The organism is Pseudomonas sp. JAI111 (assembly GCF_024809425.1).
In the GTDB taxonomy this organism is placed as follows: domain Bacteria; phylum Pseudomonadota; class Gammaproteobacteria; order Pseudomonadales; family Pseudomonadaceae; genus Aquipseudomonas.
In genome coordinates this window covers 1220345-1242565 of sequence record NZ_JANUCB010000001.1, presented here as the reverse complement: position 1 = coordinate 1242565, position 22221 = coordinate 1220345, and the positions used below count along the sequence as shown (strand labels likewise).

Sequence of the window (22221 nt, the reverse complement as noted above, 5' to 3'; positions counted from 1 at the left end):
CCCATGGCTGCCAAGAAAATTCTGATGCTGGTCGGCGATTACGTCGAAGACTACGAAGTGATGGTGCCTTTCCAGGCGCTGCTGATGGTCGGCCACACGGTGCACGCTGTTTGCCCGGATAAATCCGCCGGCCAGACCGTGCGCACGGCCATCCATGACTTCGAAGGCGACCAGACCTACAGCGAAAAACCCGGCCACCTGTTCGCCCTGAACTTCGATTTCGCCAAGGTCGCTGAAGGCGATTACGACGCGCTGCTGATCCCTGGTGGTCGTGCGCCGGAATACCTGCGCCTGAACGAAAAAGTCCTGGAACTGGTTCGCGCGTTCGACAAGGCCGGCAAACCGATCGCCGCCGTGTGCCACGGTGCGCAACTGCTGGCCGCAGCCGGTGTTCTCGAAGGTCGTGAATGCAGCGCCTACCCGGCCTGTGCCCCGGAAGTCCGGCTGGCCGGCGGTACGTTCATCGATATCCCGGTGACGGAAGGTCACGTTCAAGGCAATCTGGCCACTGCTCCGGCCTGGCCGGCACACCCGAGCTGGCTCGCTGGTTTCCTCGGGTTGCTGGGCACCAAAATCACGCTGTAACGAGGGACATCTGCATGTGCGAGCTCTACGTCAAAGCCGATCCGATTCTCTACGAATCGCGCTCCCGCTCGCTGCGCATCTGCGGGGTGGTCACCACCCTGCGCCTGGAAAACCAGTTCTGGGACATCCTCAGCGAAATCGCCGAGGTCGACGGCATGACCACCAACCAGTTGATCGCCAAGCTGTATGAAGAGGTGATGGACTACCGCGGCGAGGTGGTGAATTTTGCCTCGTTTTTGCGGGTGAGCTGCACTCGGTATCTGAGTCAGCGGCGGGTGCAGACGCCGGAGTTGTCGGTGGTTCGCGCGGGCGTGAAGTAGGGCGATTTACGCTGTCCTTACTGGCCTCATCGCGAGCAAGCTCGCTCCCACAGGTGAACGCATTCCACTGTGGGAGCGAGCTTGCTCGCGATGCGGCCGGTACAGGCGACAGAAATCCCGGCGTGGTCTTTACTCTGAAGCGCAAAGCCTCTCAATCGCCAAGGAGAACGAGCATGTCCGGATGGTACGAAGTGAGCAAAAGCAGCAATGGTCAGTTCAAATTTGTGCTGAAAGCGGCCAACGCCGAAACCATTCTGACCAGCGAGCTGTACACCACCCGCAGCGCCGCCGACAAAGGGATTGCCTCGGTTCAGGCCAACAGCCCACTGGATGCGCGCTACGAAAAGAAAACCACCAAGGATGGCCATCCTTACTTCAATCTGCGGGCCGCCAACCACGAGATCATCGGCAACAGCGAGGCTTACTCTTCCGCGGCCGCGCTCGATAAAGGCATTGCCAGCGTCAAGGCCAACGGGCCGACCACCGTGATCAAGGACAAGACCTTGCCGGTGCTCTGAACACCCCCCTTCGAGATCGTTCCCACGCTCTGCGTGGGAATGCAGCCCGTGACGCTCCGCGTCACTGGACGCGGAGCGTCCCCAGAGGCATTCCCACGCAGAGCGTGGGAACGATCTTCAGACCTCGACGGGAACCGTCAGCTTCGGACTGCCCAACGCATGCGTCTTCGAATCAAAAAACCGCAACTCACTCCCGGTTCCCTCAAACACCTTCGCGTAATGCCGCTTCTGATGCTGGATGAACGCCTTGCTGCGCGGGTAAATCGAGATCGCCACGACCTTGGGTTTCGCCTGGCGCAGCGCATGGATGATGTGGCTGTCCTGCTCACCCAACGCATGACCAAACAGGCACAACCCCTCACCATGACCCAGTAACTGGTCATAGCAGAACGACAAATAGTCCGAGCTGCGAATGGTCTTGAGCTTGTCCTGCGCCGGCCCTTCATTCACGAACAACGGCACATCATCCAGGGTCTTGATCGTGTTGTTGATCGCAAAACTGCCGAGCAACGTGCCTTCGGTCGACATCAATTTGCGTGCCGTGCCGTCCTGATTGCGCACCAGGTGCAGGCCACCGTGGAGGTACAGCAAGCGGGTTTGGTCGGTGGCTTTGGCGCTCAAATCGAAACCCGGTTCGGCACCCTGGAACAAATCAGTGATCGCCCCAGGCTGATGCTGGATCGCCCAGTAGTTGAGCAAGTCGTAGTTGGTGGTGAACACCGTCCGATAGGTGCCCAGTTCCTGACTGATCGTCGCCAGCGTCGAAGGCACCACCAACCGCCACGGGATGTGCACCGCGTGAACGGTGTTGATCAGCGCTTCCTTGATCGCGTAATAGCGATTGCGCGGCGCGGCGGAGCTGACGGCCAGCGCCTTGTTGACCCGGCTGGTGGTTTTCAGCGCGCTCAGCACTTGTTCGAAACTGCGTGTCTGCAGGGCGTCGAACACGCTTAGCTCGGACTGGCTCAGGGGTTTTTCTTCGACGGTGCGGGCGTTTTCGAACAGCGAGTCGTAGCCGAAGTCGTCCCACACCGCACGGCTGGCGCCGTTGCCCACCAGCAAGCCGCTGATCGAGGCGGTGCTGCGCAAGGCGTTCCAGTCTTCAAGTTGGGCATCAACATCCTGGAAATCGGTCATTGCGGTCAAAGTCTCAAGGCAAAAGGTCAGATGGGCGGCGACTTTATCACGACCAACCCTTGAGCCAGATCAAGTTACTGCGTGAGCGATGGGACGATCCTGTGGGCATCCGCTGAATCGGCGCCACCGATTCGGCCCAGCCTGGAGAGTCGCTCATGAGCAGCACATTTTTCACCCCCGCCGTGAACATCATGGGCACTGGTTGCCTGGATGAAGCCATGGTCGCCATCGGCAAATACGGTTTTCGCAAAGCCCTGATCGTCACTGACGCCGGGCTGGCCAAGGCCGGCGTGGCGAAGATGATTGCCGAAAAACTGGCAATACTGGATATCGATTCGGTGATCTTCGACGGTGCCAAACCGAACCCGAGTATTGCCAACGTCGAACGAGGCCTGGGCCTGCTCAAGGAAAGTCGCTGCGATTTTGTGGTCTCGCTCGGTGGCGGCTCGCCGCATGACTGCGCCAAAGGCATCGCGTTGTGCGCGACCAACGGCGGGCAGATCCGCGATTACGAAGGCGTCGATCAATCTCAAAAGCCACAATTGCCGTTGATTGCCATCAACACCACCGCCGGCACCGCCAGTGAAATGACCCGTTTTTGCATCATCACCGACGAGTCGCGCCATGTGAAAATGGCCATCGTCGACCGTAACGTCACACCGCTGCTGTCGGTCAACGATCCGGCGCTGATGGTCGCCATGCCCAAAGGCCTGACGGCCGCCACCGGCATGGACGCCTTGACCCACGCTGTCGAAGCGTACGTCTCCACCGCTGCAAACCCGATCACCGATGCCTGCGCACTGAAAGCCATCACCCTGATTAGCGACAACCTGCGCCTGGCCGTCCGCGATGGCAGCGATATGAATGCGCGGGAAAACATGGCCTACGCGCAGTTCCTCGCCGGCATGGCGTTCAACAACGCCTCTCTGGGTTATGTCCACGCGATGGCTCACCAGCTGGGCGGGTTCTACGACTTGCCACACGGTGTGTGCAACGCGGTGCTGTTGCCCCATGTACAAAGTTTCAACGCGCTGGTCTGCGCGCCGCGCCTCACCGACGTCGCCCATGCGATGGGTGCCGATGTCCGTGGTCTCAGCCCGGAAGAGGGCGCTCAAGCGGCCATCGCGGCCATCCGCAGCCTGGCCCAGGACGTGGACATTCCCGCCGGGTTGCGTGAACTCGGCGCCAAGCTCAACGACATTCCGATGCTCGCCACCAATGCACTAAAAGACGCCTGCGGCCTGACCAATCCTCGAGCGGCGGATCAGCGCCAGATCGAGGAGATTTTCCGCAGCGCGTTTTAATGGCAGCACGGTTCGGGCGTAAAGGACGCTATGCTGCGGCCACGCCCGAGCCGACATTGCCGAGTCCCTGATGCTGCAAAAAAGCCTGATCCGCCGCCTCGACCTGATCACTCTCCAGCTGTTCGTCGCCGTCCACGAGGAAGGCACGTTGACCCGTGCCGCGACGCGTGAAGCGATTGCGGTGTCGGCGGCCAGCAAGCGCCTGATGGAGTTGGAGGAGGCGTTCGGGATCAGTCTGTTTGTGCGCCAGGCCAAAGGCATGACCCTGACGGCGGCCGGTGAAACCCTGCTGCATCATGCCCGGCAGATGTTGTTCAACGTCGAGAAAATGGGCCTGGAACTGGGCGAGCACAGCCACGGTATTCGCGGTTATGTGCGGATGCTCGCCAACCTGTCGGCGATCATCCAGTTTCTGCCCGAAGACCTGCGCGACTTTTCCGCGCGTCATTCCCAGGTCAAGACCGACCTCGAAGAACGCCCCAGCAGCGGGGTGATTCAAGGGGTACTCGATGGCGTGGCCGACCTCGGGATCTGCTCCAGTGACAGCGACGTCAAGGGCCTGCACAGCGTCCTGTATCGCCAGGACAAACTGGTGGTGCTGATGCCGCCCGATCATCCGTTGGCCAGTCGTTCCAGCCTGGCCTTCACCGACACGCTGGACAGCGATTACGTCGGCCTGCATGCCGCCAGTTCGATCAACATGCGCACCCACGCCGCCGCACGCAAGGCGGGCAAGGTGCTGCGCCTGCGGATTCATGTGCCGGGGTTCGATGCGATGTGTCGCATGGTCCAGGCCAACATGGGCATCGGCATCCTGCCGCAAAAAGCCTATGAACTGTTTGGCCGGGCGCTGGGTTTGCATGCGGTGCCGCTGACGGATGACTGGTCGGATCGGGCACTCATCCTGGTCGTGCGTGATGAAGCGGCGTTGTCGCCGGTGAGCCGGATGTTGTTTGAGCATTTGCGCGGGCCGGTCTGACGGTTCTCTGCTGACTGGTCCGGCAGGCTCGCTCCCACAGTGGATGTGTGACGTTCATAAACTCCTTGTGGGAGCGAGCCTGCTCGCGATGACTGACCTGAGTTCGCGCAAATGTCAGGGCGTTCGCGTTTCGCGAACGAAGGTTGCCGATTGAGGGTTGGATTCATCGCCCCCGGGTCCTCTAGCCTTGGTTCATATTCCAAGAACAACATGAGGTACCCCGCGATGACTGCCCCGTTAAGTGCAATCAAAGTGATCGAGATCGGTACGCTGATCGCCGCGCCGTTCGCCGCGCGCATGCTCGCCGAGTTCGGTGCCGAAGTGATCAAGATCGAAGCCATGGGCCAGGGCGACCCGCTGCGCAAATGGCGCAAGCTGCACGAAGGCACGTCGCTGTGGTGGTACTTGCAATCGCGAAACAAGAAGTCCCTGGCGCTGAACCTGAAATCCCCCGAAGGCATTGAACTGGTCAAGCAATTGGCGAGCAGCGCCGACGTGTTGATCGAAAACCTGCGCCCCGGCGCCCTGGAGAAACTCGGCCTGGGCTGGGACGTGCTGCACGCCCTTAATCCCAACCTGACGCTGGTGCGTATTTCCGGTTACGGCCAGACCGGTCCGTACCGCGACCGTCCGGGGTTCGGCGCCATCGGCGAGGCCATGGGCGGGATTCGCTACACCACCGGCACCCCCGGTTCTCCACCGGCGCGGGTCGGCGTCAGCCTCGGCGACTCCCTGGCATCGCTGCACGCGGTGATCGGTGCGTTGATGTCGCTGCTGCGGGTCAAGACCGGGCAGGGTGGCGGGCAAGTGGTCGATGTGTCCCTGGCCGAAAGCGTGTTCAACGTGATGGAAAGCCTGGTGCCGGAATACGACATGCTCGGCCATGTTCGTGAGCGCAGCGGCGGCGCCTTGCCAGGCATCGCGCCGTCCAATACTTACCTGACGGCCGATGGTGCCTACGTGGTGATCGCCGGCAACAGCGACCCGATTTACAAGCGCCTGATGGAGGTGGTCGGTCGCCGTGATCTGGCCGAAGCAGCAGAATTTGCCCATAACGATGGTCGTGCATTGAAAAGCAACGTGCTCGATGCGGCAATCACGCACTGGACCAGCAGCCTGCCGATCGACCAAGTGTTGGCCGCGCTGGAAGCCGCCGAAGTGCCGGCCGGGCGCATCTACTCGGTGGCCGATATCGTCGCCGATCCGCACTATCAGGCGCGGGACATGCTGCTCAGCGCCGACTTGCCTGGCGGCGCCACGGTGAAAATGCCCGGCATCGTGCCGAAAATGTCCGAAACCCCCGGCGGCGTGAACTGGTCCGGGCCAAGTCTGGGCCAGCACACCGACGGCATTCTCGCGGAACTGGGCCTTACGGCATCCGACATCGAACGCCTGAAAACTGCAGGGGTGGTGCAATGATCACTGATTTTTCCGAGACACTGATCGTTCAGGAAGTCTCCCCCCGCGACGGCTTGCAGATCGAGCCGACCTGGGTCGAAACCGTCGACAAGATTGCTTTGATCAATCAGCTGTCGCTGGCCGGTTTCAGCCGCATCGAAGCTGGTTCGTTCGTGTCGCCCAAAGCCATTCCGGCGTTGCGCGATGGCGAGGAGGTGTTCAAGGGCATTGCCCGGCAACCGGGCGTGATCTACGTTGCGTTGATCCCCAACCTCAAGGGTGCGCAACGGGCGCTGGCGTCTAGCGCCGATGAGCTCAACCTGGTGATGTCCGCCAGCCAGACGCACAACCTGGCCAACATGCGCATGCGTTGCGAAGACTCGCTGGTGGCGTTCGGCGAAATCGTGCACTACGTGGGCGGTACGCAAGTGCGGCTCAACGGCAGCATCGCCACCACTTTCGGTTGCCCGTTCGAAGGCAAGATCGATGAGGATCGCGTCCTGCAAATCGTCGAGGCCTATCAGGAACTCGGGATTCAGGGCATCACCCTGGCCGACACCACCGGCATGGCGAATCCGCGCCAGGTAGATCGTCTGGTGCGGCGGGTGTTGCAGCGGGTCTCACCGGCGGATCTGACCCTGCATTTCCACAACACTCGCGGGCTTGGGTTGTGCAACGTGCTGGCGGCCTACGAGGCTGGCGCGCGGCGCTTCGACGCGGCCCTCGGCGGGCTCGGTGGCTGTCCGTTCGCGCCGGGTGCCTCGGGCAATATCTGCACTGAAGATCTGGTCAACCTGTGCGATGAAATCGGCATTCACACCGGCATCGACCTGCCGCTGTTGCTGAAACTGTCCCGAGGATTGCCGGCGCTGCTGGGCCATGAAGTGCCCGGCCAGTTGGCCAAGGCCGGACGCAATTGCGATTTGCATCCAACGCCATCCTGATCACACCGCATCCCCCTGTGGGAGTGAGCCTGCTCGCGATGACTGTGTTACATCCGAAAATGATGTCGACTGACCCACCGATATCGCGAGCAGGCTCACTCCCACAGTAAAAGCATCCATATCGTTCCATTCAACCAGACAACAAAAACAATCGGACACCCACGGGAAGTCCGCCTGGAGAAAGCACCATGAGCCTCAATGTACTGGAGGCGGGCGCGAGCCCGTCCGTTAGCCACGACGAAGAAAAAGCCTTGGTCAGCAAAGTCGCCTGGCGCCTGATGCCGCTGATCATGGTTTGCTACCTGTTCGCCTTTTTCGACCGCATCAACATCAGCTTCGCCAAGTTCCAGCTGCAAACCGACCTGAGCCTGAGCGACACCGCCTACGGTCTCGGCGCCGGGCTGTTCGTGGTCGGTTACGTGATCTTCGAAGTGCCGAGCAACATGATGCTGTACAAGGTCGGCGCCCGACGCTGGATCGCCCGGATCATGATGTCCTGGGGCCTCGCAACGGCGGCCATGGTCTTCGTCAACAGCGAATGGCAGTTCTACGCGCTGCGCTTCGTGATCGGCGCGATGGAAGCCGGTTTCGCCCCAGGCGTGCTGTATTACCTGACGCTGTGGTTCCCGCAGCACTATCGTGGGCGCATCACCTCGATGCTGTTTCTGTCGTCGGCGTTTGCCGGGCTGGTCGGCGCACCGTTCTCCGGGCTGGTGCTGCAACACCTCGACGGCTTCCTCGACATGCGCGGCTGGCATTGGCTGTTCCTGCTCGGCGGCGTGCCGTGCATCGGCCTCGGCTTGTTGGTGCTGACCTTGCTCAAGGATCGCATCGAAGACGCCCATTGGCTGACGCCGTCCGAGAAGACCTTGCTGGCCAGTCGTATCGCGCACCATGAACCGCACAAGAGCGGCGGTTCGTTGCTCGCCGCGCTGCGGATTCCGGGGTTCCTGACGTTGGGGCTGATCTACTTCCTGATTCAGGTGGCGTCCTATGGCTTGAATTTCTGGGCGCCGCAACTGATCCGCAGCGCGGGCACCGAAAGCCCGGTGATGATCGGCTTGCTGACGGCCATCCCCTACATTTGCGGCGCGATCAGCATGGTGGTGATCGGGCGGTTGTCGGACTCGACCGGTGAACGACGCAAGTTTGTCGCCGGCCTGGTTGCGGTGGGGGCGGTCGGGTTCTTCTGTGCGGGGATCTTCGCCAACCACACGACTTTCCTGATTGTCGCGCTGGGCCTGCTCGGTGCCGGGATCATCGCGTCCATCCCAAGCTTCTGGACCCTGCCACCCAAACTGCTGGCCGGTGCGGGTGCAGGGGCCGCGGGCGGGATCGCGGTGATCAACACCCTCGGACAGTTCGGCGGCATCGTCAGCCCGGTCATGGTCGGGCGGATCAAGGACTTGACGGGCAGCACCACGCCGGCGCTGTACGTCATCGGTGTCTGCGCATTGATCGCGGTTGCGTTGCTGTTGTGGGGGTTGCCGCAGAAGCTGCGCACACTCGACAAGTTCTAAAATCTGCGGCGCTGTTCAGGCCGTCATCGCGAGCAGGCTCGCTCCCACACTCGATCTGTGCCACGCCGCCGATCAAACTGTGGGAGCGAGCCTGCTCGCGATGGCGGCCTGACAGTCAACTTCTATCTATCGGTTATCGTTCAACCTGACATCACCAAACCCTTCGCCAGCGCAGCACTGAACTGAATCAACGCCACTCCCGCCTTCAGCAACACCGCCCCGAATACGCTCGGCAAGGGGCAGGTGTACGGTCCCACTTGCAGTAACAAACGGTTGAGCGGATGTCTTGAGCCGAGGATAGTGCGCGCCTGAAGTAATCTGTTTTTAGACCCAACTAGGAGCAAGGAATGACATTGAGGTCACGTTGGATGAGCTGTGCGGCGTTGTTCGGGGTGATGATGACGATGCAAGCGATGGCTGAATGTGAGAAACCGTTCCTGGCGGGTGATTTCGGCTATTCGGTTTGCAAAGACTGGCCGGCGTATCCGGGGCTGACGATTACGGCAATATCGCAGTTCGAATCGGGGCTATCGGCAAGTGATTATGGCCCTCAAGGCAAATATGATCTAAATCTTGCGATTCTATCGGCTGGTGATTCGAAAGCTCTGGCGACGTATCACAAGGCATCGGCTTTTGAATCGGATGCCATCGCCTTTGAAGATCTGCAACTCGATACTGCTCGTTACAAGCTCGCACCCGATATAAGAGCGTTTGGCGTCCTCGCCACATTCAATGGTTCGTCACGGATCAATCCTGCGAATGAAAAGTTGCTCTCGCTGTATGTGAAAGAGGGCGAGAGGTTGCGTCCGGTTCTGGAGCAGTTCATCACCTATCAGTACAGCGGCGAATGGGATGGCAATTGTGCCGGTGAGCGCTCTGAAGTCGTTCGAACCATCGAAATCGGAAAAACCAGCTCCCATGGTTACGCAGACCTGATCGTTAAATCCTTATCTACCGCTACGATTGGGGAAGGCGAGGGAGAAGCATGTCAATCCAGATCGACGACAGCAAAACCTGTGCTATCTACTTTGCGGTACGACGGTAAACAGTATGTCGTCCCCGAAGCACACAAAGGTTTTTGACTCATGCTCACCGGCCTCAACCACCTGACCCTCGCCGTCACCGACCTGAACCGCAGCGTGGCGTTCTATCAACATCTGCTACAAATCCGCCTCGAAGCCACGTGGGACAACGGCGCCTACCTCTCGCTGCCCGGCTTGTGGCTGTGCCTTTCCCTGGATCCTCTGCGCAAGAGCGAACCCGCCGCCGACTACAGCCACTACGCGTTCAATATTGATGCCGCTGATTTCCCGGTGTTCGTCGAACGTCTGCGATCCGCTCATGTGCAGGAATGGCGTGACAACCGTAGCGAGGGCGCCTCCTTCTATTTCCTCGATCCGGACGGCCATAAGCTTGAAGCCCATGTCGGCGACCTGGCATCACGGCTGGTCGCCTGCCGTGAGCGGCCTTACGCGGGAATGAAGTTCTTCGACGATCAGTCAGCCGATATTTCAGTGACCTGATATAGACTTGCGCCCATTCACCAAATAGTTCAAAAGGATTTCCGATGACCCCATCGCTGCTCATGGCGGTTCTTGCCTCGGGCTTCATCTATGGCATAACGCCGGGGCCGGGTGTGTTGGCGGTGTTTGGCATCGGTGCCGCGCATGGCAGGCGGGCGGGGGCGGGTTTTTTGTGCGGGCATTTGTTGGGGGACGTGGTCTGGTGCAGCACCGCACTGATCGCGATTGTGGGGGCGCGAGAAATCGGCAGCACCGCGTTCGATGTGCTGGGGCTTCTCAGTGGGATGTACCTGTTCTGGCTCGGGTTGCGCGCCGTACGGGCCAAGCGCAGCCATGGCGAGGCGCCTCAAGGCCCGGCTCGCCAGCCATTCTGGCACGGCATCCTGTTCGGACTGACCAATCCCAAGGCTTATCCCGTGGCGGTGGCGACATTTACCGCGCTGTTGTCCAGTCGTGCGGAGTTGTTGCATTGGTCAATGTTGCCCTGGTTGATCGTTCTGAGCTTCGTCGGTGGCCTGATGGCCTACGCTATCCTCATTGGCATCGTCGGTGCGCGGCAGGTTCGCACCTTGTATCAACGCCATGAACTGGCGATCACCCGGTTGTGCGGGGTGATGTTTATCGGTTTTGCCATCAATGCCCTCGCTCATGCGCTGCCGGGGTTGATGCCGAACAAGGCTTGAGACTGGCCGCCCGGATGCGCCGGTTTTTTGATCAGTCAGGGATGTTTCTTTTTTGCTGCATTGTCAGGACTCGCACATCGCACCATGGCAACCAGAAATTCCGCGCCGTTGGCGAGCTATATCGATCTCTTGCTGGATGCCGTCTGTGCGGTGGATAAACAAGGTCGCTTCGTATTTGTCAGTGCGGCCTGCGAACGTATTTTTGGCTACACACCGGACGAGCTGATCGGCCAGCAGATGATTGACATGGTGCATCCCGCCGATCGGCAGCGCACCCTGGACGCTGCACGCGAAATCATGGGGGGCGACCCCAAGCTCAACTTCGAAAACCGCTACCTGCGCAAAGACGGTGGTGTGGTGCATATCCTGTGGTCGGCGCGCTGGTCTGAAGTCGATCAATTGCGCATCGCAGTGGCTCGGGATATCACCGAGCGCAAGCAGGCCGAGTCCCGGCAAGCGGCGTTGTACGCGATCTCAGAAGCGGCCCACGCAGCGGAAGATTTGCTGGCGCTGTTCAAACGCGTCCACTTGATCATTGGCGAATGGCTGCCCGCATTGAATTTTTCCGTCGCGCTGTTTGACGAACATTGCGCGCAGCTCAATTTCCCCTATCACGTCGACGACCATGAACTACAACCCGACAAGCCGGGGACCATGACCGGGCTTCTGTGCGCCGAAGTGGTTCGCAGTGGCCAGCCGATTCTGCTGACACCGGACCAGGACAGTCCGCTTGAAGGATTTGAATGGCTGGTCGCAGGCAAGGAATCGCCGTGCTGGCTAGGTGTGCCGTTGAACTCGCAAAACGGCACCATCGGCGCGCTGATCGTCAAAAGCATACCGGGCGGCGAGCGCTACACCGAGCAAGACAAAGAACTGCTGCAATTCGTCTGTGCCCAAGTCGCGACCGCGATCGAGCGCAAGCAATTGCACGCCCGACTGCAGCGCATGGCGCAATACGACCCGCTGACTCAACTGCCTAACCGGGAGTTGCTGCGCGAGCGACTCAAAGCCTCGCTGATGCTGGCCCGGGCCGATTGCGGGCGGATGGCGTTGCTGTATGTCGACCTGGACCGTTTCAAGGAAGTCAACGACACCCACGGCCATGCAGTCGGCGACATGCTGTTGCAAGCGGTCGCCAACCGGCTCAAGGGCTGTGTGCGTGAAACCGACACGGTGGCGCGCATCGGTGGCGATGAGTTTGTGGTGTTGTTGCACAGCATCCATGCGTCGGAAGATGCCGATAACGTCGCAGGAAAAATCCGCCAAGTGTTAGCTCAGCCACTGCGCCTGGACGGGCATAACGTCAACATCCAGCCGAGCATTGGCGTTGCGCATTACCCCGAACATGGCACCGAGGAGAAGCAGTTGTTCCGGCATGCCGACGAAGCCATGTACGCGGCCAAGCGCCAGCATCACCAGCGTCTCGGCGTCTGAAAAAACTGCCGCCATTCGTCGCGCGAACTTCAATTTCTCTAAACCTTTGCGGTGATCGCAATTCAGATTCTATGCGGGCTCCTGCTCGCCGCGATCATTACCAAGAGGTAGAGAATCATGCCTAATTCAAGAAACTCGAACTCGGGAAACTTCGCCAACGATCGAACCAAGGCGTCGGAAGCCGGTCGCAAAGGTGGGAAAACTACCACCACGACGGTCGACAAAGACTCTGCGAAACCAGAAATGGGCCGCAAAAGTGATCAGAAGTCGAAGTAGTCGGTGAAAGGTAGTTTTGATTGAGAGGCGGGGGCGAAAGCTCCCGCTTGAATTTTTTTATAAGGAGGGCGCGACCATGAACCGGATGGCCACCCGATTATGCACTGCCGGTTTTGCCACGTTGCTGGGGCTGTTCACCCACTGTGCCTTCGCCCAGTCGCCCGCAGAATTCATCAATGATGCATCGGCCAAAGGCATTGCCGACATCGAAGCCAGTCGCCTGGCGCACCAGAAAACCGAATCCAAAGAGATCAAGGATTACACCATCGTCGTCATTAACGACCGCACCACCGCCAACCAGCATCTGGCGAAAATTGCCAAGCAACTGGACCTGCCGGTGGCCCCTCGGGAGGAAGTGGTCGACAAAGCCAAGGCCCTGATGCCGCCAGTGCCGGACGGCGAGAGTTTCGACCAGGCCTATGCCGCCAGTCAGGTGAAAACCACTCAGGAAGCCATTGACCAGCTTCAGCAGGAAGCACAGACCACCGATGTCCCGGCGATCAAAGCCTTCGCTGAAGAAACCCTGCCCAAACTGCAAAATCATCTGCAAATGGCCAGGGCGCTGCAAGCCGGTCGCTGACCAGCGTTTATTTATCAGGGGTTAAAGAAAACGGCGCGTGATCCACATCACGCGCCGTTTTTGTTTGCACTCAGCATTTATTCAGATCGGGCTTGTGCTTGCTCGATGTCGCCAGCCCCGCCAGGCCATGCACATCCTTTTCGCCCATGGCGCGATAGTGCCTGCGCAGCGCCTCCAGTTGCTTGAGGTCCAGGGATTCCAGCCCGAGCATCGCGTTCTGCGCTTCTTTGTTCACCCGCAGCAACTCATCGATTTTCAAGTGCAGGATGTCGGTATCGCGGTTCTGCGTGTTCTGGATCAGGAACACCATCAGGAACGTGATGATCGTGGTCGAGGTGTTGATGATCAGCTGCCAGGTGTCATTGAAGTGAAAAATCGGGCCACTCAACCCCCACAGAGCGATCAGGATCAACGCGCCCATAAAGGTCTTGGGGCTACCGGCCCACAAAGCGAGTCTTTGCGAGATTTTTGCGAATTTCATTACCGTGTTCCTTAAAGGGATGCGCCTGATTTTCAGACAGCGACGGCGTATTGAAAATTCTAATTAAAACCCCTAATTCTGCGACGCCCCGATGTACCCAGCTCTTACCGAGCGCTGGCACCCATCGCTCAATGGGTCAGCTTCACCTCAACCGCCCAACTGAAATACCCCAACGCCTCGCAGTTTTTATCGATCAGCATGAAATTCAGTACGCACGCCTCAACCCCGGCGGCCAGTTGCGTGAAATGCCAATAATGATCATCCGCTGTGTGGCTGCCCGGTTTAGTCGGGTTTGCCGGATCGGGTGCGGGCACGGTCAGCTTGCTGTGGACCACCAGTTCAGGGGGCGACAGTACGCCGGCATCACCTACCGACATCTCGTAAAACACCACGCTGTGCTCGGCGAGCAAGCTGACGGTTCTGCCGCGCAGATGGAAGTTTTTTCCGTTTATGGCGGACAGATTCAATTTGCTGTCATTTATTGCATTTTTATTGGTGTGCGTGCCGCTGATGGCGAAGATGAAACCTTCCTCGATCACGGTCGGGTTTTGCGGTTCAAGACTGGGTTGCGGATAGCGTGACAGCAATGATTCGGCATCGACGATCAGCAGCACATTGTTGGCTTGCGCGATGCTGGATTCAGCGGATTTGATCGGTTCGGAAGTCATCATGGATTCCTTTCATGATGTTGGCTTAAAACGGCAACCGCTTCGGTTCATGCAGACATCCTGTTCCTGTCGAAGCGGCAACGTATTGGGCGAGCCCCTTGTCACCAAGGGGCCCGCTTCAGGTCAATTACGGATGGTAATGAACGGGTCCCACGAACAGCAGCCGACGATCTTGCAATCGCGATCCACGATCAGGAAGTGGAAGTGGTAGGTCACGCTGCCGCACGAAAGGGTTTCCGAGGACCAGTAATGGTTATCGACTTTCTGGCAGCTCGGCACCGAAGGATTGCTGGTGTTGGGGACGGCGACACAGGCGGTAGCCTTGCGCGGCGTGGGGGTGGAGATCAATTCGTTGCCGACGTTGCCGATGAATTTGTAGAAAATGACCGCCGTCTCGAAGCTCTGCGACAGGCTGGTTTCACGCCAGCGAATCAGGTCGCCCACCTGGGCCTTCAAGTTGAGTTCGCCACCGGCCTGGCCATTGATGACGTTGTCCCGATTGGTCACCATGTACACATGATTGACGTCGATGAGTGTGGGCGAAGCAGGGTTTTTGCTGATGTTCGGGTAGTTTTTCAGAATGGTTTCGGTGTCGATGGAAACCAGTACATCCGTGACTCGAGACATAGTAAAGCTCCTTGTTCATAGTGAATGCCTGGCTTCTTTCCAGGCAAAACAACGTTTGCTTGCCTTGCGGCCGTTGCGCAAACACTACGGGCGGAACCCACCTGTCACGGGCATGAGCTGGCCTGGCTCCTTGCGTGAAAACTAACGGGTCGGGTTCCTTCCGACGGGCCGCGATTAGGACTATAGGTGCGAAATACAGGCTGTCAAAATTGCTGGCCTTGTCGTTCGACGAACGGTCAAAAAAGTGATGGCTTGCGATGATTTGGCGATAAGGAAACACTCATTCAAACTCCCTTGTGCCGTCTGCGCCAAGTGAGGCCAGTTCAGGCAATAGACAGATATGACCTGTTAAAAAAGCAGTGAGCCAGGCAGGAGCAGGGCAGGAAAAAGGGGGCAACTTTTTGCTGGTTCACTCGATGTGGCGGTCAAGCCTGAGGAGGCAGCATGTGGTTACGTTACATGGCGTTAATGGCGGTGATGTTCACAGCTTCCGGCTGTGTGCAGGAACGGGTGGTTCATGAGCGGCGTCCAGTGCCGCGTGAGTACGTCGAAGTCATTGCGCCGCAGGCACCGCCTGAGCGCGTGATCGAGGTCGAGCCGATGCCGCGTCCGGGGTACGTTTGGTCCCGGGGTTACTGGCGTTGGGACGGTGGGCGCTACGCCGCGGTTCATGGTCACTGGGTTGCGGAACGACCGGGCTATCGTTATGTGCATCCGCACTGGGAGCGGCGTAATGATGGCTGGTATTGGCAACGCGGAGGTTGGGTAAACTGATTGCTTGCGCCATAGGTTGGATAGGGCGGAGCGCAAGGACCGGAGTATCGTAGCGATCCGGTTGTGCGCCTCCGGCCACATCTACACACCGACAGGAGAACGCAATGAGTTGGTCCGCCAGACAATACGTCGCTTTTGAAGATGAACGCACACGCCCGGCCCGTGACTTGCTCGCGGCGATCCCGCCCGTGGACGCGCGCTTGGCCATCGACATCGGGTGCGGCCCCGGCAATTCGACTCAACTGCTGGTCGAGCGCTTCGCCAATGCCACGGTGCGCGGCCTGGACAGTTCGGTCGACATGATCGAAGCCGCCCGCCAGCGCTTGCCTCAAGTGCGCTTCGACACCGCTGACATCGATACCTGGAACGAACCGGGTCCGTTCGATGTGATTTTCGCCAACGCGGTGCTGCAGTGGCTGCCTGATCACGCAACGCTACTGCCGGCGCTGGCCTCCCGACTGACACAGGGCGGTAGCCTGGCGATTCAGATGCCCGACAACCTCAACGAGCCGTCGCACCGTTTGATGCGCGAAGTCGCTGCCGATGGCCCTTGGGTCAGCAAGTTGGCGGACGCCGCCGGGCAACGCACGGAAATGGCGAGCGCCAGCGATTACTACTCGATGCTGCGACCGCACTGTGCGCGAGTCGACGTGTGGCGCACCACCTACCATCACCCGCTCGCAGGTGGCGCGTCGGGGGTGGTCGAGTGGTTCAAGGGCAGCGGTTTGCGGCCGTTTCTCGATCCGCTGGATGAGGCGGAAAAAGCCCACTACCTCAAGCAGTATCAAACGGCGATCGAGCGGGCTTATCCGGCCTTGGCCGATGGTTCAGTGCTGCTGCCGTTCCCTCGGTTGTTTATCGTTGCGACGCGTTGATGCACTCATGGAGGGACAGCCCGAGTTCTTTTCGTCTGTCCCTTTTGCGCACTGATTACCGACTTTCCCGTCGTAGCTAATCAATCTGTTGATCAATCAAAACCGCATTGCTGTAGATCAAGCTACCGTCGCTTGCTCGATGCCCCACCAAATGAAACTGCCCGCGCTCGAAGTGTATATAGACGCGCATCTGGCAGTCGGACAACGGGCCGTATCCCTCGGGCAAGATCAAATCCAATGTGTCCATGTCGACGTCGACCATAGCCTCAGGTTCATGGGTCTTCTGCAGACGTTCTTCAGCTTCCTCCAGTCTCAGACGGAGGGGGCCATCGACGTAAAAATGTATTTCACCTATTGGTTCCGACTTTTCCGCACCGTTGAGTTTGCACCGGCCTTCGATCGTCAAGGCACTCATGACGAAATCTCCGTTGTGGACGGCTGGGCTCTATAACGCTCCGCCGTCACTTGTCTGACCGCACTGCATAGGCAAGGATCTTTGCGGGCGCTTTAGCTGATCTTTGCCCTCCGTTATCAGACTGTAATTATAGCTGGCCGCCGGGCATCGTTTGCCCAAGCGGACTGTGTGCATATTCGGTCGTTAGTGAGCTGGCCGGATAACCAGTTAGTCCGAGTTAGATGTGTTACTCAGGAGTTACAGTCAGATATAGCGATTGGATTTTAAGTGCGCAAGTTGATGAGGAAGTTGGAATATTCAAACCTTTGGTAGGGGGTCGTGAAAAGCGCCGGTTCTGCCCGTGAACTATACTTCCTGCGGACTTTGCCACTAAGAGAAGTGGTCGTTTTCTGGCCTGTTTTGGCGTCAGATCCTGTGGCGATGCTCAGGCATGGCAATGAGTAACAGGAATAGGACAAAGGCAAAATGGCAATAGCAATTGTTCTTGTACTGATCGTTATTGCCTCCGTGCTATTCCACCTGTTAGCGCCTTGGCACGCGGCGCCGCCGGCATCCAACTGGGCATCGATAGACACCACGCTGTTCATCACCCTGGTCATTAGCGGGATATTTTTCATTGCTATCGTCGTCTTCATGGCGATAGCTATCCTACGTTTCCGTCATAAAAAAGGTTCCAGGGCTGCTTACCAGCCCGAAAGCAAACGGTTGGAATTCTGGCTGATTGTCGTGACGTCGATCGGCATTGCGGGAATGTTGGCGCCAGGTCTGGTTGTTTATAACGATTTTATCCGGGTGCCGAAAAATGCTTTTGAACTTGAGGTTGTCGCCCAGCAGTGGCAATGGTTTTTTCGTTTCCCGGGCAAGGACGGAAAGTTGGGGAAGTCGGACGTCAAGTTTGTGGATTCGGCCAATCCCCTCGGTCTCGATCCCAAGGATCCTGTTGGCCAGGACGATGTAATAGTCAGAAGTAGTGAAGTTCGTCTTCCGATCAATCAGCCGGTGAAAGTCTTATTACGTTCGAAAGACGTTCTGCACGATTTTTATATACCGCAAATGCGCAGCAAGATGGACATGGTGCCGGGGATGGTGTCGTACTTCTGGTTTACGCCGACGGTCATCGGCAAGTATGAAATCCTGTGCGCCGAGTACTGCGGTATCGGCCATTACAATATGCGCGGCGATGTGATCGTCGAGGACCAGGCCGCTTTCGCCCAGTGGCTGAGCGCCCAGCCGACTTTTGCCCAGACAATGGCGACCGCGGCCAAGCCCAGCCGAGACAGTCTGCTGGAAAAAGGCCGCCAGTTGGTTGAACAATATGGCTGCCGTGCCTGCCATAGCCAGGATGGCAGTGCCAGCCTCGGCCCGGGATGGAAGGGCCTGTACGGTCGCACTAAACAACTGGCCGATGGCACCAGTGTGCAGGTCGATGACGCCTACCTGAAAGAGTCGATTCTCGATCCAAAGGCCCGCCTGGTGCAGGGCTACCCGCCAGTGATGGTGGCCTATACTCTCAATGACGATGAACTGGGTGCTGTCATTGCCCTGATCAAATCGCTGGGTGCCGGGCAGCCAGCCGAAGAACCCTCTTCCGGCGAAGCATCGGGCCCGGGTGACGACCTCGCGACACAGGGCCAACGGCTGGCGCAGTCGCTCGGTTGTCTGGCCTGCCACAGTGTCGATGGCAGCAAGGGCATTGGCCCCAGTTGGCAGGGTTTGTATGGCAGGACGGAAACCCTTTCCGACGGTACGAGCATCAAGGTCGACGAGAACTACTTGAAAGAATCGGTTCTCAATCCAAGTGCCAAGATCGTCAAGGGCTATGCTCCGGTCATGCCGCCCTTTACGCCAAGCGACAAGGAGCTGAGCGCCCTGATCGCTTTCATCAAATCCAAAGCGAACGCTGACGCTGATGCGAGCAAGGCTGAGCCAGGGAAGTCGCCGTAAAGCAGCCAGACACTCACTGAAACTTCGGCAGGAGGATGATGTGATGGCCTATGCGGAGCAAGCCGAAACAGAAGCACTGCACGAGCCTAAAAGTTTCCTGACCAAATATATCTGGAGTCAGGACCACAAGGTCATTGCCATTCAGTATTCGCTGACGGCGCTGTTCGTGGGGCTCGTCGCGCTGGTGTTGTCCGGCTTGATGCGCATACAGATAGGTTTCCCCGGCAGTTTGGCGTTCATGGATGCCAGTACTTATTATCAGGCGATGACCATGCACGGCATGATCATGGTCATTTATTTGCTGACGGCGTTGTTCCTGGGGGGCTTCGGTAACTATCTGATCCCGTTGATGGTGGGCGCCCGCGACATGGTCTTTCCCTACGTCAACATGCTGAGTTACTGGTTCTACTTGTTGGCGGTAGTGGTGTTGCTCGCCGGTTTCTTTGTGCCGGGCGGCCCCACGGGTTCGGGCTGGACGCTTTACCCACCGCAGTCCATCACCCAGGGCACACCGGGGGTTGAGTGGGGCATCGTCCTGATGCTCGTCTCACTGGCGATTTTTATCGTCGCGGCCACCATGGGCGGGTTGAACTACGTCACCACGGTGCTGCAGGCGCGCACGCACGGCATGACATTGTTTCGCATGCCACTCTCGGTCTGGGGCATCTTCATGGCCTCGATCATGGCGTTGCTGGCGTTTCCGGCGTTGTTCGTCAGTGCAATCATGATGCTGTTCGACAAACTGTTGGGCACCAGCTTTTTTATGCCGGCGATCGTCTCCTTGGGGCAGCAGCTCAATCACCAAGGCGGCAGCCCCATCTTGTTCCAGCATCTGTTCTGGTTCTTCGGCCACCCTGAGGTCTACATCGTTGCGCTTCCGGCGTTCGGCCTGGTCTCCGATTTGATCAGCACCCATGCGCGCAAGAATATCTTCGGTTATCGGATGATGGTGTGGGCCATTATTGCGATTGGCGTACTCAGTTTTGTGGTGTGGGCGCACCATATGTATGTCAGCGGAATGAACCCTTACTTCGGCTTTTTCTTCGCCGTCACCACGTTGATTATTGCGGTGCCAACTGCACTTAAAGTTTATAACTGGGTGCTGACCCTATGGCACGGCGACATTCATCTGACCGTGCCGATGCTGTTTGCCCTGGCCTTTATCGTGACCTTTCTGGTCGGAGGCCTGACCGGGTTGTTTCTCGGTAATGTGATCGTGGATATTCCGCTCTCGGACACGTATTTCGTGGTGGCCCATTTTCATATGGTGATGGGTGTCGCACCGGTCCTGGTGGTATTCGGCGGCATTTATCACTGGTTCCCGAAAGTCACCGGGCGCCTGTTGAATGACACCCTGGGCAAGTTGCATTTCTGGATTACCTTCCTGGGCACTTACGCCATCTTCTTTCCCATGCACTACCTGGGTTTCCAGGGCATGCCACGCCGTTACTACGCGTATGACAACTACGCGTTCATTCCACAATCGGCGCACGAGTTGAATGCCTTTATAACGGTGGTCGCGTTGACCGTTGGCGTTTCCCAGTTGCTGTTTGTGTTCAACCTGGCCTGGAGTGTCTTTAAAGGCAAGCCCGCAGGCAGTAATCCCTGGGGCGCGGCCAGCCTGGAATGGCAAACGCCAAACACCCCGCCCGTACACGGCAATTGGGGCGCGAAACTGCCGGTCGTGCATCGCTGGGCCTATGACTACAGCGTGCCGGGTATCGAGCAGGATTTCGTTCCGCAAACAGTCTCCGACGAGGAGCTGGAGCAGATGCGGCAACGGGATGCCGGAACCCGGATAGCGGACGTTAAAACATGAGCAGGCTGCTATTAAAAAACGCCGATGACGCTGACCCCGGCGGCAGTTGGAATCGCGATCCGCAGGGTGCTGAGGCGGGCGAGGGTGCCGATCGAGAACAGATCGCCAAAACAGGCCTGCGCTTGTTTCTGGTGGTGGTCAGCTCGTTGTTTTTTTTGTTCTTGCTCGCCTTTATCGCTCGTTCACAGATGACCGACTGGTTACCCCTGACAGATCCCCTGGCACCGCTGGCCAACCCATGGCAGCTCTGGGTGAACTCGGCATTTCTGGTGTTGAGTTGCATCGCATTGCAGTGGGCGCGCATGGCCGCTCGTCGAGGCCGCTTGAACTCAACGGTCATGGCTTTTTTGTTGGGAGGCGTATTTGCAATTGTCTTTCTGACGGGGCAGTTGCGGGTCTGGCAGCAGTTTGTCGCCTGGGGTTATTTTGTCGCCGGCAACCCGGCCAACAGCTTCTTCTACCTGTTGACCGGTGTGCACGGGCTGCACTTGCTGGGCGGGTTGATTGCCTGGGGCAGAACCGTCGGTAAATTCCTGTCTCGCGTGCCGTTGCCGCAACTCAGCACTAGCGTGGAACTCTGCGCCATTTATTGGCATTACTTATTGGCGCTTTGGTTCGTCCTATTCGCCCTGCTGACCAGCACGCCACAAACCTATGAAGCCCTCGCCAGACTCTGCGGCTTGAGGTGATCAGCCATGGCATCGCACCCACCAGTTCCCATCGAGTCAAGTTCAGCCAATCCCCTCGGATCGTCACTGGCACCCGGATGGCAAGGCATCGCCAGCGACTGGGCCTCGGATAAGGAGGCCTTCAAGCAGGTGCCCTGGGGCAAGGCGATGATGTGGATATTCCTGCTCAGCGACACGTTTATCTTCACCTGTTTTTTAACCGGCTACATGTCGGTACGCATGACCATCACCACGCCTTGGCCAAACCCCAGTGAAGTGTTCGCGTTGACCATCGGCGGCCGGGAAATCCCGCTGATTCTGATCGCCATCATGACGTTCGTGCTGATCAGCAGCAGCGGCACCATGGCCATGGCCGTCAACTATGCCTATCGCCGTGATCGTGCGAAAACCACAGCGCTGATGCTGGCGACCGCTGCTCTGGGCGTGACCTTCGTCAGCATGCAGGCATTTGAATGGACCAAGCTTATCGGAGAAGGAGTCCGTCCCTGGGGGAACCCCATGGGCGCTGCGCAATTTGGTGCCTGCTTTTTCATGATTACCGGGTTTCACGGGCTGCATGTGTCAATCGGCGCCCTCTACCTCAGCATTGTGGCGAGGAAAGTATTGCGCGGCGATTACGAGCAATCCGGCAACTATCAGAACGTCGAGATAGCCGGACTTTACTGGCACTTCGTGGACTTGGTCTGGGTGTTTATTTTTGCTTTCTTCTATTTATGGTAGAGGAGCAC

General features: G+C 58.4%; 25 protein-coding genes. 20 read left to right on the top strand and 5 right to left on the bottom strand.

All coding sequences use genetic code 11. The features are described from left to right. Window positions 1-3: 3 nt before the first annotated feature. The 3 genes from HNR03_RS05885 (at window position 4) to HNR03_RS05875 (ending at window position 1423) form a co-directional block, all read left to right on the top strand. Window positions 4-585 carry a DJ-1/PfpI family protein gene (locus tag HNR03_RS05885; RefSeq protein ID WP_090181073.1) on the top strand — a complete coding sequence of 194 codons (582 nt, stop codon included), beginning with the start codon at window positions 4-6 and terminating at the stop codon, window positions 583-585. Window positions 586-599: 14 nt separating this feature from the next. After that, window positions 600-905 carry a ribbon-helix-helix domain-containing protein gene (locus HNR03_RS05880; protein WP_222590107.1) on the top strand — a complete coding sequence of 102 codons (306 nt, stop codon included), beginning with the start codon at window positions 600-602 and terminating at the stop codon, window positions 903-905. Window positions 906-1078: 173 nt separating this feature from the next. Continuing rightward, window positions 1079-1423 (top strand): YegP family protein, encoded by a 345-nt coding sequence (locus HNR03_RS05875; RefSeq protein WP_090181076.1) that lies wholly within the window; start codon window positions 1079-1081, stop codon window positions 1421-1423. A 117-nt stretch (window positions 1424-1540) separates the two neighbouring features. On the opposite strand, the gene HNR03_RS05870 is transcribed toward HNR03_RS05875, so the two are convergent. Next, window positions 1541-2560 (bottom strand): DUF4917 family protein, encoded by a 1020-nt coding sequence (locus tag HNR03_RS05870; RefSeq protein ID WP_259151562.1) that lies wholly within the window; start codon window positions 2558-2560, stop codon window positions 1541-1543. Between the two features lie 155 nt (window positions 2561-2715). Between HNR03_RS05870 and yiaY the strand changes: the two genes are divergently transcribed. The 11 genes from yiaY (at window position 2716) to HNR03_RS05815 (ending at window position 13201) form a co-directional block, all read left to right on the top strand. Continuing rightward, entirely contained in the window at window positions 2716-3864 is a 1149-nt protein-coding gene (yiaY, locus tag HNR03_RS05865) for an L-threonine dehydrogenase (protein ID WP_259151560.1), read from the top strand. A 70-nt stretch (window positions 3865-3934) separates the two neighbouring features. Continuing rightward, window positions 3935-4843: a LysR substrate-binding domain-containing protein gene (locus HNR03_RS05860; RefSeq protein WP_222590110.1), complete on the top strand. Its 909-nt coding sequence runs from the start codon at window positions 3935-3937 to the stop codon at window positions 4841-4843. A 225-nt stretch (window positions 4844-5068) separates the two neighbouring features. Next, window positions 5069-6262, top strand: a complete 1194-nt coding sequence (locus tag HNR03_RS05855) for a CaiB/BaiF CoA-transferase family protein (protein WP_259151557.1) — start codon at window positions 5069-5071, stop codon at window positions 6260-6262. Continuing rightward, window positions 6259-7185 carry a hydroxymethylglutaryl-CoA lyase gene (locus HNR03_RS05850; RefSeq protein ID WP_259151554.1) on the top strand — a complete coding sequence of 309 codons (927 nt, stop codon included), beginning with the start codon at window positions 6259-6261 and terminating at the stop codon, window positions 7183-7185. Before HNR03_RS05855 ends, HNR03_RS05850 begins: the two co-directional genes overlap by 4 nt. A gap of 188 nt (window positions 7186-7373) precedes the next feature. Continuing rightward, on the top strand, window positions 7374-8705 hold the full coding sequence (locus HNR03_RS05845) for an MFS transporter (protein WP_222590113.1): 1332 nt from the start codon (window positions 7374-7376) through the stop codon (window positions 8703-8705). A gap of 347 nt (window positions 8706-9052) precedes the next feature. Further along, entirely contained in the window at window positions 9053-9787 is a 735-nt protein-coding gene (locus tag HNR03_RS05840; RefSeq protein ID WP_259151551.1) for a hypothetical protein, read from the top strand. 3 nt (window positions 9788-9790) lie between these two features. Then, entirely contained in the window at window positions 9791-10228 is a 438-nt protein-coding gene (fos, locus tag HNR03_RS05835; RefSeq protein ID WP_259151550.1) for a fosfomycin resistance glutathione transferase, read from the top strand. A gap of 44 nt (window positions 10229-10272) precedes the next feature. Beyond that, complete coding sequence (locus HNR03_RS05830; RefSeq protein WP_259151549.1) at window positions 10273-10911, top strand: LysE family translocator; 639 nt, start codon at window positions 10273-10275, stop codon at window positions 10909-10911. Between the two features lie 84 nt (window positions 10912-10995). Then, window positions 10996-12345: a diguanylate cyclase domain-containing protein gene (locus HNR03_RS05825; protein WP_259151548.1), complete on the top strand. Its 1350-nt coding sequence runs from the start codon at window positions 10996-10998 to the stop codon at window positions 12343-12345. Between the two features lie 117 nt (window positions 12346-12462). Further along, the gene (locus HNR03_RS05820; RefSeq protein WP_222590116.1) at window positions 12463-12621 is read left to right on the top strand and encodes a KGG domain-containing protein; all 159 of its coding nucleotides are present in this window, start codon (window positions 12463-12465) and stop codon (window positions 12619-12621) included. A gap of 76 nt (window positions 12622-12697) precedes the next feature. Beyond that, the gene (locus tag HNR03_RS05815) at window positions 12698-13201 is read left to right on the top strand and encodes a DUF4142 domain-containing protein (protein ID WP_259151545.1); all 504 of its coding nucleotides are present in this window, start codon (window positions 12698-12700) and stop codon (window positions 13199-13201) included. Window positions 13202-13271: 70 nt separating this feature from the next. Here the strand turns inward: HNR03_RS05815 and HNR03_RS05810 are convergent, their stop codons facing one another. The 3 genes from HNR03_RS05810 to HNR03_RS05800 all read right to left on the bottom strand — a co-directional run bounded on the left by HNR03_RS05810 (window position 13272) and on the right by HNR03_RS05800 (window position 14977). After that, window positions 13272-13682 carry a low affinity iron permease family protein gene (locus tag HNR03_RS05810; protein ID WP_259151544.1) on the bottom strand — a complete coding sequence of 137 codons (411 nt, stop codon included), beginning with the start codon at window positions 13680-13682 and terminating at the stop codon, window positions 13272-13274. Between the two features lie 128 nt (window positions 13683-13810). Next, complete coding sequence (locus HNR03_RS05805) at window positions 13811-14350, bottom strand: inclusion body family protein (protein WP_259152089.1); 540 nt, start codon at window positions 14348-14350, stop codon at window positions 13811-13813. Window positions 14351-14473: 123 nt separating this feature from the next. Further along, window positions 14474-14977, bottom strand: a complete 504-nt coding sequence (locus tag HNR03_RS05800; RefSeq protein WP_090181110.1) for an inclusion body family protein — start codon at window positions 14975-14977, stop codon at window positions 14474-14476. A gap of 444 nt (window positions 14978-15421) precedes the next feature. On the opposite strand from HNR03_RS05800, the gene HNR03_RS05795 reads away from it, so the two are divergent. After that, window positions 15422-15751, top strand: coding sequence for a YXWGXW repeat-containing protein (locus tag HNR03_RS05795; protein WP_259151540.1), 330 nt, complete (start codon window positions 15422-15424; stop codon window positions 15749-15751). Window positions 15752-15855: 104 nt separating this feature from the next. Continuing rightward, window positions 15856-16626 carry a trans-aconitate 2-methyltransferase gene (gene tam / locus HNR03_RS05790; RefSeq protein WP_259151538.1) on the top strand — a complete coding sequence of 257 codons (771 nt, stop codon included), beginning with the start codon at window positions 15856-15858 and terminating at the stop codon, window positions 16624-16626. A gap of 76 nt (window positions 16627-16702) precedes the next feature. On the opposite strand, the gene HNR03_RS05785 is transcribed toward tam, so the two are convergent. Next, window positions 16703-17041, bottom strand: coding sequence for a hypothetical protein (locus HNR03_RS05785; RefSeq protein ID WP_222590121.1), 339 nt, complete (start codon window positions 17039-17041; stop codon window positions 16703-16705). A gap of 465 nt (window positions 17042-17506) precedes the next feature. Between HNR03_RS05785 and HNR03_RS05780 the strand changes: the two genes are divergently transcribed. From HNR03_RS05780 to HNR03_RS05765, 4 genes are read left to right on the top strand one after another with little or no spacing between them, the layout of a single operon-like run. Continuing rightward, window positions 17507-18985, top strand: coding sequence for a cytochrome c oxidase subunit II (locus HNR03_RS05780; protein WP_259151533.1), 1479 nt, complete (start codon window positions 17507-17509; stop codon window positions 18983-18985). A gap of 43 nt (window positions 18986-19028) precedes the next feature. Continuing rightward, the gene (ctaD, locus tag HNR03_RS05775; protein WP_259152087.1) at window positions 19029-20804 is read left to right on the top strand and encodes a cytochrome c oxidase subunit I; all 1776 of its coding nucleotides are present in this window, start codon (window positions 19029-19031) and stop codon (window positions 20802-20804) included. Next, window positions 20801-21493 (top strand): cytochrome c oxidase subunit 3, encoded by a 693-nt coding sequence (locus tag HNR03_RS05770; RefSeq protein WP_259151530.1) that lies wholly within the window; start codon window positions 20801-20803, stop codon window positions 21491-21493. Before ctaD ends, HNR03_RS05770 begins: the two co-directional genes overlap by 4 nt. 6 nt (window positions 21494-21499) lie before the next feature. Further along, window positions 21500-22213: a heme-copper oxidase subunit III family protein gene (locus HNR03_RS05765; protein ID WP_259151528.1), complete on the top strand. Its 714-nt coding sequence runs from the start codon at window positions 21500-21502 to the stop codon at window positions 22211-22213. Window positions 22214-22221: the final 8 nt, after the last annotated feature.